This is a genomic window from Flavobacterium sp. 38 (genome assembly GCF_057799715.1).
The window spans coordinates 217364-229074 of the sequence record NZ_JBYNWZ010000005.1 but is presented as its reverse complement, the minus strand read 5'-3'; the positions used below and the strand labels follow the sequence as shown (position 1 = coordinate 229074).

General features: G+C 35.5%; 10 protein-coding genes. 9 read left to right on the top strand and 1 reads right to left on the bottom strand.

Annotation, left to right across the window (positions count from 1 at the left end):
• Positions 1-26: 26 nt before the first annotated feature.
• Together AC3E9W_RS14640 and AC3E9W_RS14635 are read left to right on the top strand one after the other, a co-directional pair.
• A complete protein-coding gene (locus AC3E9W_RS14640) occupies positions 27-809 on the top strand; it encodes an acid phosphatase (RefSeq protein ID WP_488768901.1) in 783 nt (260 codons plus the stop codon).
• A 72-nt stretch (positions 810-881) separates the two neighbouring features.
• On the top strand, positions 882-1391 hold the full coding sequence (locus AC3E9W_RS14635; RefSeq protein ID WP_488768900.1) for a DUF4920 domain-containing protein: 510 nt from the start codon (positions 882-884) through the stop codon (positions 1389-1391).
• Between the two features lie 123 nt (positions 1392-1514).
• Here AC3E9W_RS14635 and AC3E9W_RS14630 read toward each other — a convergent pair whose 3' ends face one another.
• A complete protein-coding gene (locus tag AC3E9W_RS14630; protein ID WP_306161294.1) occupies positions 1515-1904 on the bottom strand; it encodes an SPOR domain-containing protein in 390 nt (129 codons plus the stop codon).
• Positions 1905-2125: 221 nt separating this feature from the next.
• On the opposite strand from AC3E9W_RS14630, the gene AC3E9W_RS14625 reads away from it, so the two are divergent.
• The 7 genes from AC3E9W_RS14625 to AC3E9W_RS14595 are packed head-to-tail and all read left to right on the top strand — an operon-like array spanning position 2126 to position 11688.
• The gene (locus AC3E9W_RS14625) at positions 2126-3460 is read left to right on the top strand and encodes a c-type cytochrome (protein WP_488769033.1); all 1335 of its coding nucleotides are present in this window, start codon (positions 2126-2128) and stop codon (positions 3458-3460) included.
• 32 nt (positions 3461-3492) lie between these two features.
• Entirely contained in the window at positions 3493-6549 is a 3057-nt protein-coding gene (locus AC3E9W_RS14620; protein WP_488768899.1) for a TAT-variant-translocated molybdopterin oxidoreductase, read from the top strand.
• 32 nt (positions 6550-6581) lie between these two features.
• Positions 6582-7985: an NrfD/PsrC family molybdoenzyme membrane anchor subunit gene (gene nrfD / locus AC3E9W_RS14615; RefSeq protein ID WP_008466839.1), complete on the top strand. Its 1404-nt coding sequence runs from the start codon at positions 6582-6584 to the stop codon at positions 7983-7985.
• Positions 7978-8502: a DUF3341 domain-containing protein gene (locus AC3E9W_RS14610; protein ID WP_008466841.1), complete on the top strand. Its 525-nt coding sequence runs from the start codon at positions 7978-7980 to the stop codon at positions 8500-8502. Before nrfD ends, AC3E9W_RS14610 begins: the two co-directional genes overlap by 8 nt.
• Before the next feature lie 8 nt (positions 8503-8510).
• The gene (locus AC3E9W_RS14605; RefSeq protein WP_057117453.1) at positions 8511-9056 is read left to right on the top strand and encodes a c-type cytochrome; all 546 of its coding nucleotides are present in this window, start codon (positions 8511-8513) and stop codon (positions 9054-9056) included.
• A 27-nt stretch (positions 9057-9083) separates the two neighbouring features.
• A complete protein-coding gene (locus tag AC3E9W_RS14600) occupies positions 9084-10478 on the top strand; it encodes a quinol:cytochrome C oxidoreductase (RefSeq protein WP_488768898.1) in 1395 nt (464 codons plus the stop codon).
• Between the two features lie 19 nt (positions 10479-10497).
• Positions 10498-11688 carry a cytochrome c oxidase subunit II gene (locus tag AC3E9W_RS14595; protein WP_456890644.1) on the top strand — a complete coding sequence of 397 codons (1191 nt, stop codon included), beginning with the start codon at positions 10498-10500 and terminating at the stop codon, positions 11686-11688.
• Positions 11689-11711 lie beyond the last annotated feature (23 nt).

Genomic DNA, 11711 nt, shown 5'->3' with positions numbered 1-11711 from the left:
AAAAAGGAATTAGATGAAAGTTGGATATGAAGCTAAAAATAATTCAGATTATTAATTCGCTCGTTTATAAAAAAGATAGGCGCAATAATGTTATTTCTAAATTCACGACAGTTGAACAGCTAAGAGCGGTCATGCCGGGCTTATTATATGGCTATTTGTCAGAAGAAGAGATGCCAAATAGTTTAAAGCTGCTGTCGCCTCCTCCAGAGATAACTTCTTCCGCTTATCAAATTGATTTAGAACATGCAAAAAGGGCTGTTGAATCAGATAATGAAATTCGGTTTTTAAAAGCGGCCAGCGATGCAGATTTGTCATTTCCTACTGCAGCTAAATGTTTTGAAGCTGTTTTAGGAATTGAGATTAGTGAGCACAAAACGCCTAAATTTTATGTTTTCATGCGCAGAGTAATGACAGATGCAGGATTGTCTACGTATGCTGCTAAGAATTATTATAATCGTGTGCGTCCGTTTGTTGTTAACAATAAAAAAACCTGTACGCCAGATCAGGAAGCAGTTTTAAAGACTGTTGGTTCTTTTCCGTCTGGTCATGCAGCTGTTGGCAGTGCTTGGTCATTAATATTGATCGAAATTTTTCCGCATCATAAAGAAGCGATATTAAAACGAGGGCATGATTTTGGAGAAAGCCGCGTAATTTGTAATGCGCATTGGCATAGCGATGTAGAGATGGGGAGAATTATGGGTAAAGCAACTGTTGAAAGTCTTTTTGCTAACTCAGCTTTTTTGTTGGACTTTGAAGCGGTTAAAAAAGAAATGCTTGATATTGGGCTTGCTGCTACCGATAAGATCTAAGATTTTTGATGTATAAGAGTATGCTTGTTTTGAATTTTTCTTTACTTTAGATGAGATTTAAATATTGAAAATATGAAACTAGCACTATGCTCATTTGTTTTATTTCTAAGTTTTTCTTCTTTATCCTTTTCGCAGGAAGCTGTAGAAAAACCAGCACCGCCAGCAGGCAATGCCATGGTTGGGGATTATTATGGAGAAGATATTTCTAAGGATGTCGTAAGTAAGGCAATTTCTGTTGGCGAATTAGAAAAAGATCTGAAAACGGTAAATAAGATAGAAAACGTTGCGGTAAAAGGAGAAGTAACGGGTGTTTGTCCAAAAAGAGGATGTTGGGTCAGTGTGAAAACTGAAAATGGAGCATCTTTCTTTGTTAAGATGAAAGACTATGCTTTCTTTGTGCCGACAGCATTAAAAGGAAAAAATGTAGTTTTAGAAGGAGTTGTAGAAAGAAAGATTACGTCTGTTGATGAATTAAAGCATTATGCAAAAGATGCTAAAAAAACAAAGGCAGAAATAGATGCTATTACGGCGCCTAAAGAAGAAATTCGTTTTCTGGCGAGCGGAATTAAAGTAGTAAACTAACTAAAAAAAAGAAGTTTTTTTTCAAAGTGATAATTATTGTTTGATTGTTGGCAGAAAAATTTTAAAGTCATAAAAAAAGCGAGATTTTCATCTCGCTTTTTTTTATTTAATCATTTGAATGGATTATCTTCCAGGTTTAAGTAAAAAGACACTTTTGTATCTCTTTTTAATTTCTGCCAAATTCCTTTCGGCTTCAATGCGAGTTTTAAAATTACCAACGATTACCTTGTAATTTGGGGTGCTGAAAATAATGGTTCCGTCTATATCTGAATTTTCTCTTTTGAAATCCGTTAGCGTTTTTTTTGCCTCATCGCTTTTGCCACTAAAGATTTGAATTCTATAAGTATCGTTTGTATTTATTGACGTGTTAATTTTGCGCTTTTCATTTAGTAACTGCTCAAATTTAGGATCTTGATTCAATGTTAAATTTTGGTCTTGAGCGTTAATGTTGTGTGCGAAAGCAATCGTTGTAATTGTTAAGAAAAGGTTTTTTGAAGGACTTAAAATTCTCATAATGTGATGGTTTTTATGCAAAAATACTATTTAAAGTTTGAGTGTAAAATTTTAATATTATTTAGAATTGATATAAATTGATAATTAAGACTATTTTAAGGTTTTGAGAATAGCTCATAAGTCGTATTTTTGTGGCAAGTTTTAAAAAAGGGTATAGATTTATACTGGATTTAGTACAGAAAAAATCATACCAAAAATTAGTAGACAATTATTTATACTATATGAAAAAGGTGGGTAACCATAATTCGATCTCAAGAAAATTACTGCTTGGCTTATCGCTAACGTTAATTTTCTCCCTAACTTCATTTGCTCAAGATGCTGCTGCTCCGGCGGCGCCTGAAGCTGCTGCTGCTGCTCCAGCTGCAGGAGGCGGTGATCCAGTAAAAGGGAAAGAACTTTTTAATGCAAATTGCGCTGCATGTCACAAATTAGATGCTAAATCAACTGGTCCAGCCTTAAGAGGCGTGGCAGATAAGCATGATAAAGCTTGGCTTTACAAGTGGGTGCATAACAGTTCTGACATGATTAAGTCAGGTGATCCTGTTGCTGTTAAACTTTTTGAGGAAAACAACAAAGCTGTTATGACTTCGTTTCCTCAATTGTCTGAAGGAGATATTGATAACATTATAGCATATACTTCTCAGCCAAAAGCTGAGCCTGCTGCAGTTGTAGCGGGTGGTGCAACTCCTCCTGGAACAAATGCTCAGGATGGTGCTATATCAAATAATATTATTTTAGGGGCACTTGCTCTTGTAATGGCTATATTAGTTGTTATGTTGTTCATGGTGAACAAAGTATTGACTAAAGTAGCAAACAAAAATGGTATTGAAGTTGCTCCAAAAGAAGCAAGACTTCCAATTTGGAAAGCTTTCGCTAAAAACCAATTCTTGGTTTTGGTAACAGCAATCTTCTTACTTTTAGCTAGTGGATATTTTGTTTACGGATACTTAATGCAAGTAGGTGTAGATCAGAATTATGAGCCAATTCAGCCAATTCACTACTCTCACAAAATTCACGCTGGTGATAACGAAATCAATTGTAAATATTGCCACTCTGCTGCTCGTGTAAGTAAAACGGCTGGTATTCCTTCATTAAATGTTTGTATGAACTGTCATAAAAATATTTCTGAGGTTGCTGAAACTACTGCTACTCCTGAGTACAGCAAAGCTTTCTACGATGCGCAAATTCAAAAATTATATGATGCTGTTGGATGGGATAAGACGAAACAAGCTTATACTGGAAAAACACAGCCTGTAAAATGGGTTCGTATTCATAATTTGCCTGACTTTGTTTACTTCAATCACTCTCAACACGTTTCTGTTGCTGGTATCGAATGTCAAACTTGTCACGGACCAGTACAAGAATTTGAAATCATGAAGCAATACTCTAAATTAACAATGGGATGGTGTGTTGATTGCCATAGAAAAACTGATGTTAAGATGGAAGGTAATGCTTACTATGACAAAATTCATGCTGAACTTTCTAAAAAATACGGTGTAGAGAAATTAACTGCAGCGCAAATGGGAGGTTTAGAGTGTGGTAAATGCCACTATTAATCGATTTATTAAGATTTTAATATATATATACAATGTCATCAAACAAAAAATACTGGAAAAGTGTTGAAGAGCTAGAAAATAGCTCTATTGTTGAGGCGCTTAGAAATAACGAGTTTGTTGAAGAAATTCCTACTGATGAGTTTTTGGGTAACGCTGATGCTTTATCTACATCAGGAACTTCACGTCGTGACTTTTTAAAGTACGTAGGGTTTAGTACAGCGGCTGTAACATTAGCTGCTTGCGAAGGTCCTGTTCACAAGTCTATCCCTTATGTATTACAACCAGAACAAATCATTCCTGGTGTTGCAGATTATTATGCAACTACAGTTTTTGATGGATTTGATTTTGCTAATCTTTTGGTAAAAACTCGTGAGGGTCGTCCAATTAAAATTGAAAACAATACAATTGCTGGAGCTAAATTTGCAGCTAACGCAAGAATTCATGCATCTATTTTAGGATTGTATGATAGCGCTCGTTTGAAAGAACCAAAAGTAGACGGAAAAGATTCTTCTTGGTCTGCGGTTGATTTAAAAATCAAATCAAGCTTAGCTGATGCAAAAGCAAAAGGCGGACAAGTAGTATTATTAACAAATACTTTAGCGAGTCCATCTACTGAAAAATTAATTGCTGAGTTTATTGCAAAAAATCCAAACGCGAAGCATGTAGTATATGATGCGGTTTCTTCATCTGAAGCTTTAGATGCTTTTGAAGCTGCGTATGGTCAGAGAGCTTTAGTTGATTACGATTTCTCAAAAGCTTCTTTAATTGTATCTGTTGGTGCTGATTTTTTAGGAGACTGGCAAGGTGGTGGATACGATTCTGGATATGCAAAAGGGCGTATTCCTCAAAATGGAAAAATGTCTCGTCACTTCCAGTTTGAATCAAATATGACATTGTCTGGAGCTGCTGCTGATAAGCGTGTTCCAATGACTACAGCTGCTCAAAAACAAGCTTTAGTTCAAATTTATAATATCGTTGTAGGTGCTTCTGTTCCTGTTTCTTTGGAAGGTGCATTTAAGGCTGAAGTAGTAAAAGCTGCTCAGCAACTTAAAGCTGCTGGTTCAAAAGGAGTTTTAGTATCTGGAATTGAAGATAAAAATGCTCAATTATTAGTTTTAGCTATCAATCAAGCATTGGCTAGTGAAGCTTTTAATACTGCTGGAGCAAGACAAATTAGAAAAGGTTCTAATGCTGTAGTTGCACAGTTAATTAAAGATTTGAACGCAGGAAGTGTTCACACTTTAATTATGAGTGGAGTTAATCCTGTTTATACATTAGCTGATTCTGAAGCTTTTGTTTCTGGATTGAAAAAAGTTAAAACATCAGTTGCTTTTTCATTAAAAGAAGATGAAACTGCATCAATCGTTTCAGTTGCTGCACCGGCTCCTCACTATTTAGAGTCTTGGGGCGATCTTGAACTTACAAGTGGAACATATAGCTTAACTCAGCCAACAATCCGTCCTATCTTTAATACAAAACAATTTCAAGATGTTTTATTGTCTGTAAATGGTACAGCTGGTACTTTTTATGACTACTTAAAAGCAAATTCTGCAGCTTACACTATAGGAACTTCTTGGAATAAAGTATTACATGATGGTGTAGCTGTTCTTGGATCTTCTGCATTATCTGGAGGCGCTATTGATGCTGCTTCTGCTGCTAATGCTGTTGCAAAATCTAAATCTGCTGGTGAGTTTGAATTAGTATTATATACTAAAACTGGATTAGGAGATGGTCAGCATGCTAACAACCCTTGGTTGCAAGAGTTTCCAGATCCAATTACAAGAGTTTCTTGGGATAACTATGTTACAGTTTCTAATGCAGATGCTAAAAAACTTGGATTATCAAACGAAATTGTTGCTAATGGAGGTTTAGATGGTAGTTATGCTACGCTTACTGTTGATGGAGTTAAATTAGAGAATGTTCCAGTTATCGTTCAGCCAGGACAAGCAGTTGGAACTTTAGGTCTAGCTCTTGGATACGGTCGTAAAGCCGCTCTAAAAGAAGAAATGCAAGTAGGTTTAAATGCTTACGCTTTATATAAAGGTTTCAATAGTGTTCAATCTGTTTCTATTGCAAAGGCTGCTGGAGTACACGAGTTTGCTTGTGTTCAAGGTCAGAAAACTTTGATGGGTAGAGGAGATATTATTAAAGAAACTTCTTTAGAAATATTCAATACTAAAGATGCTGAACATTGGAATGAAAAACCAATGGTATCTTTAGATCACCAAGAAGTTGAAGCTACAACAGTAGATTTATGGGAATCATTTGATCGTACAACTGGTCACCACTTCAACCTTTCAATCGACTTAAATGCTTGTACTGGATGTGGAGCTTGCGTTATCGCTTGTCACGCTGAAAACAACGTTCCAGTTGTAGGTAAAGCAGAGGTAAGAAGAAGCCGTGATATGCACTGGTTACGTATCGATAGATACTATTCTTCTGAAAGCACTTTTGAAGGAGATAACGAAAGAAAAGAAGGAATTGCAGGTTTATCTAGCTCATTATCTACATTTAATGAAATGGAAAAACCAGGAGATAATCCACAAGTAGCATTCCAACCAGTAATGTGTCAGCACTGTAACCACGCACCTTGTGAAACAGTTTGTCCTGTTGCTGCAACTTCTCACGGTCGTCAAGGTCAAAACCACATGGCTTATAACAGATGTGTTGGTACTCGTTACTGTGCAAACAACTGTCCTTATAAAGTTCGTCGTTTCAACTGGTTCTTGTACAACAAAAACAGTGAATTCGATTATCATATGAATGACGATTTAGGTCGTATGGTATTAAACCCAGACGTAAACGTTCGTTCTCGTGGAGTTATGGAAAAATGTTCTTTCTGTATCCAAAGTACTCAAGCTGTAATTCTTCAAGCAAAACGTGAAGGTAGAGTAGTAGCGAAAGATGAGTTCAACAATGCTTGTGCTTGTTCTGCAGCTTGTTCTTCTGGAGCAATGGTCTTTGGAGACGTAAATGATAAAGAGAGTGAAGTTGCTAAATTAGCTGAAAGCGAAAGAGCTTATCACTTATTAGAGCATGTTGGTACAAAACCAAATGTTTTCTATCATGTAAAAGTTAGAAACACTTAGTAAATTATTAATAAGAAACAATATAAAGGATTATGTCGTCTCACTACGAAGCACCCATTAGAAAACCTTTAGTTATAGGTGATAAATCATATCACGATGTAACTGTAGATGTGGCAGCGCCTGTTGAAGGACCTGCAAATAAACAATGGTGGATTGTATTTTCAATCGCATTAATAGCCTTCCTTTGGGGGTTAGGTTGTATAATTTACACCGTATCTACCGGTATCGGAACATGGGGATTAAATAAAACAGTTGGCTGGGCTTGGGATATTACTAACTTCGTTTGGTGGGTTGGTATTGGTCACGCCGGTACATTAATTTCTGCGGTATTATTACTTTTCCGTCAGCGCTGGAGAATGGCGATTAACCGTTCTGCAGAAGCTATGACCATTTTCTCTGTTGTACAGGCAGGTTTATTTCCAATTATTCACATGGGACGTCCATGGTTAGCATACTGGGTATTACCTATTCCAAATCAATTTGGATCTTTATGGGTAAACTTTAACTCACCATTACTTTGGGACGTATTCGCGATTTCAACTTATCTTTCAGTATCATTAGTTTTCTGGTGGACTGGTTTATTGCCTGACTTTGCAATGCTACGTGATAGAGCTATAACTCCATTTAACAAAAGAGTTTATTCTATCTTAAGTTTTGGATGGAGCGGTAGAGCAAAAGATTGGCAGCGTTTTGAAGAAGTATCTTTAGTACTTGCTGGTTTAGCTACTCCTCTTGTACTTTCTGTACACACAATTGTATCTATGGACTTTGCTACTTCGGTAATTCCAGGATGGCATACAACAATTTTCCCTCCATACTTCGTTGCTGGAGCGGTTTTCTCTGGATTTGCGATGGTAAATACATTGTTGATCGTTATGAGAAAAGTTTCTAACCTTGAAGCATACATCACATTACAGCATATCGAGTTAATGAACATCATTATCATGATTACTGGATCTATCGTTGGTGTGGCTTACATCACTGAGTTATTCGTAGCTTGGTATTCAGGTGTAGAATACGAGCAATATGCATTCTTAAACAGAGCTACTGGACCTTACTGGTGGGCATATTGGTCAATGATGACTTGTAACGTGTTCTCTCCTCAGTTCATGTGGTTCAAAAAATTAAGAACAAGTATCATGTTCTCATTTATCATCTCGATTGTGGTAAACATCGGTATGTGGTTTGAAAGATTCGTAATTATTGTTACTTCTTTACATAGAGATTACCTTCCATCTTCTTGGACAATGTTCTCACCAACATTTGTTGATATTGGAATTTTCATTGGAACAATTGGTTTCTTCTTTGTATTGTTTTTATTATACTCTAGAACATTCCCTGTAATTGCTCAGGCAGAGGTTAAAACAATTTTGAAAGGAACTGGAGATAATTACATTAGAGAAAGAGCAAACAGTAAAGATTCACATCATGAGTAATAAAGTAATATACGCCATTTATAATGACGATGACGTTTTGATGAATGCAGTAAAGAAAACTAGAGCTGCTCATCATCATATTGAAGAGGTTTTTACTCCATTCCCAGTTCACGGATTGGATAAAGCCATGGGATTAGCACCAACAAGATTAGCAATATGTGCTTTTTTATATGGATGTGTTGGTATTTCTGTTGCAACGACTATGATGGGATACATCATGATTCATGACTGGCCACAGGATATTGGAGGTAAACCAAGTTTTAGTTTTATCCAAAATATGCCATCCTTCGTGCCAATTATGTTTGAGATGACTGTATTTTTTGCAGCTCACTTAATGGTAATTACTTTTTACATGAGAAGTAGATTATGGCCTTTTAAAGAAGCTGAAAACCCAGATGTAAGAACAACAGATGACCACTTTTTAATGGAGGTTGCTGTAAATGATAACGAGGCTGAATTGGTTTCTTTCTTTGAAGGAACTGGAGCTGTCGAAGTTAAAGTAATAGAAAAGAATTAATTGTAGCTATGAAAAGGATATATAAAATAACACTTTTAGTTGGTATAACTATTTTAGTTTCATCTTGCCACAATAATTCGGCACCGAACTATCAGTATTTCCCAAATATGTATGAGTCTGTTGCTTACGAGCCATATACAGAAGCTAAAATATTTAAGGGAGGAAAAGAAGGACAGCTTCCTGTTGCAGGAACTATCAATAGAGGTTTTGAACCTTATGAATATGAAAATTCAACAGCAGGTTATGAATTAGCAAAAGCTAATTTAAAATCTCCTTTGGATTCTATCGAAAGAAATTCTGGAAAAGGTAAAGAGCTTTTCGAGATTTACTGTATCAGCTGCCACGGTGCTACTGGTAATGGTAAAGGTAAATTGGTTGAAAGAGAGAAATTTCTTGGAGTACCTAGCTATAAAGACAGAGAAATCACAGAAGGAAGTATCTTTCATGTTGAGACTTATGGTTTAAATGCAATGGGTTCACATGCAAATCAATTAAGTGCTCACGAACGTTGGTTAGTTGCTGACTATGTTCTGAAACTAAAAAGCCAATTATAATTGTTGAACAAACTGATCGTAATAGATATGTATACATTTTCAAGTAAATTAAAAACTTTTTCTATCATCTTAATGGCCGTTGGTTTATTAGGAATTGGGTATGGTTTTTTAAGTGCACCAAAAGATATTCAAGAAGTTGAAAAAATACTAGCTGCAGATGAACATGGTTCTCATGGTGCTGCACATGAAGAAAAAGCGGAGGCATCTCACAAAGAAGCAGGACATCATGAAGCAGCTGAAGTAGCACATGATTCTCATAAGGGAGCTGCACATGCAGAAGTTTCTGGTGCAAATGAGCACGAAAAACATTTAGAGCACGTATTGCACCAATTGCAAAATAAGCCTTGGTCTGCTGTATATGTAGCTTGTATTTTCTTCTTATTGCTTTCAATGGGGGTTTTAGCGTTCTACGCTATTCAACAAGTTGCTCAGGCAGGTTGGTCTCCAGTTTTATTTAGAGTTATGCAAGGTATAACAGCTTACTTACCAGCTGGTTCTATCATCTTCTTTATACTTTTAGTATTATGCGGATTACACTTCAATCATATTTTTGTATGGTTAGGTGAAGGAGTTACTGATCCTAAAAGCCCAAATTATGATGCTATCATCGCTGGAAAATCAGGATACTTAAACTTTCCTTTCTGGATTGTAAGAGCTGCTATTTTCTTAGCAGGATGGAATTTATACCGTCATTTTTCTAGAAAAAACTGTTTAGCTCAAGATGAAGCTAATGATGATCTTTACTACAAAAAGAACTTCAAAGCTTCTGCAGGATTCTTAGTATTCTTCATTGTTTCTGAGTCTATCATGGCTTGGGACTGGATTATGTCTTTCGATCCTCACTGGTTTAGTACTTTATTTGCTTGGTATGTATTTGCTTCTTTCTTTGTAAGCGGTATTACAGCTATTGCATTAGTAACAATTTATCTAAAATCTAAAGGATATTTAGAGTATGTAAATACAAGTCATATCCATGATTTAGCTAAGTTCATGTTTGGTATTAGTGTATTCTGGACTTATTTATGGTTCTCTCAATTCATGTTGATTTGGTACGCTAACATTCCAGAAGAGGTAACTTATTTTGTAACAAGAATTCAATTATATAACCTTCCTTTCTTTGGAGCGGTTGTTATGAACTTTGTTTTCCCATTATTAATATTAATCAATACTGACTTTAAACGTCTTAACTGGGTTGTTGTTATGGCTGGTATTGTGATATTATTAGGTCATTATGTTGATTTCTTTAATATGATTATGCCTGGTACTGTAGGAGACAAATGGTTTATTGGAGTTCCTGAAATTGCATCGATTCTTTTCTTCTTAGGTCTATTTATATTTGTTGTATTTACTGCATTAACTAAATCTCCTTTGCTTGCAAAAAGAAATCCTTTCATCGAAGAAAGTAAACATTTTCATTATTAATATTTAAAGAAGTAAACAGATGACAAGTTTGTTGGTAATTATAGTTTTAGTTTTATTAGCGGTTGCATTATGGCAATTGACGAAGATATTTGATCTTACGCAGGTCGGAACTTCTTCGGATGATTCTCAGGTTGCATCGGATAATGATAATAACATTCAAGGATATATTATGTTTGGCTTTTTAGCTTTCATCTATATATTTACGATTTATGGTTTACTAAAATGGGGTAATTTGGCACTTCATACCCCTGCTTCTGAGCATGGTGGTTTAGTAGATAATTTAATGAATATTACTTGGGTTTTAATTTTTACAGTTCAAGTAATCACGCAAGGTTTATTATACTGGTTTTCTTTTAAATATAAAGGTAACAAAGATAAAAAAGCGTTGTTTTTTGCTGATAGTAATAAATTAGAAGCAATTTGGAGTATCATTCCTTCTGTTGTTTTAGCTTGTTTAATTCTTTATGGATTATATGCTTGGAATAACATTATGTTCGTTGATAAAGATGAAGATGTAATCGAGATTGAATTATATGCTCAGCAATTTAAATGGACTGCAAGATACGCTGGACAAGATAACGTATTAGGAAAAGCTAACGTACGTTTAATCGAAGGAGTTAATACATTAGGAGTTGATATGTCAGATCCTAACGCTCAAGATGATATCGTAGTTTCAGAATTACATATTCCTAAAGGAAAAAAAGTTCACTTTAAAATGCGTTCTCAGGATGTATTGCACTCTGCTTACTTCCCTCACTTTAGAGCACAAATGAACTGTGTTCCTGGTATGGTTACTGAATTTGCTTTCGTACCAACTTATACTACTTCAGAATACAGAGAGTTACCATTTATGGTTGAAAAAGTTGCAAATATCAACAAACTTAGAGCTGAAAAAAGTACTGAGTTAGTTGCAAAAGGAGGTACAGCTTTAGATCCTTATACATTTGATTACCTATTATTATGTAATAAAATTTGTGGAGCTTCTCACTACAATATGCAAATGAAAGTTGTAGTTGATACTCCAGAAGATTACAAAAAATGGTTAAGCGAGAAAACTACTTTAGCTCAAGATATTAAAGCGGCGGCTGCTGCTGAGAAACCAGCTGAAGGAGCTGCACCAACTGCAGACTCTGCTGCAAAAGTAATCGATACTGTAAAAGCAGTAGTTGATACAGTAAAAGCGGCTGTAGCTAAAGTTGCGATGAAATAATTAATTTAGAAAATTTAAAGTAC

Bases quoted from the DNA above. Each gene is read 5' to 3' on its own strand.
- AC3E9W_RS14640 (WP_488768901.1), top strand. From the start codon at position 27: ATGAAGCTAAAAATAATTCAGATTATTAATTCGCTCGTTTATAAAAAA.
- AC3E9W_RS14635 (WP_488768900.1), top strand. From the start codon at position 882: ATGAAACTAGCACTATGCTCATTTGTTTTATTTCTAAGTTTTTCTTCT.
- AC3E9W_RS14630 (WP_306161294.1), bottom strand. From the start codon at position 1,904: ATGAGAATTTTAAGTCCTTCAAAAAACCTTTTCTTAACAATTACAACG.
- AC3E9W_RS14625 (WP_488769033.1), top strand. From the start codon at position 2,126: ATGAAAAAGGTGGGTAACCATAATTCGATCTCAAGAAAATTACTGCTT.
- AC3E9W_RS14620 (WP_488768899.1), top strand. From the start codon at position 3,493: ATGTCATCAAACAAAAAATACTGGAAAAGTGTTGAAGAGCTAGAAAAT.
- nrfD (WP_008466839.1), top strand. From the start codon at position 6,582: ATGTCGTCTCACTACGAAGCACCCATTAGAAAACCTTTAGTTATAGGT.
- AC3E9W_RS14610 (WP_008466841.1), top strand. From the start codon at position 7,978: ATGAGTAATAAAGTAATATACGCCATTTATAATGACGATGACGTTTTG.
- AC3E9W_RS14605 (WP_057117453.1), top strand. From the start codon at position 8,511: ATGAAAAGGATATATAAAATAACACTTTTAGTTGGTATAACTATTTTA.
- AC3E9W_RS14600 (WP_488768898.1), top strand. From the start codon at position 9,084: ATGTATACATTTTCAAGTAAATTAAAAACTTTTTCTATCATCTTAATG.
- AC3E9W_RS14595 (WP_456890644.1), top strand. From the start codon at position 10,498: ATGACAAGTTTGTTGGTAATTATAGTTTTAGTTTTATTAGCGGTTGCA.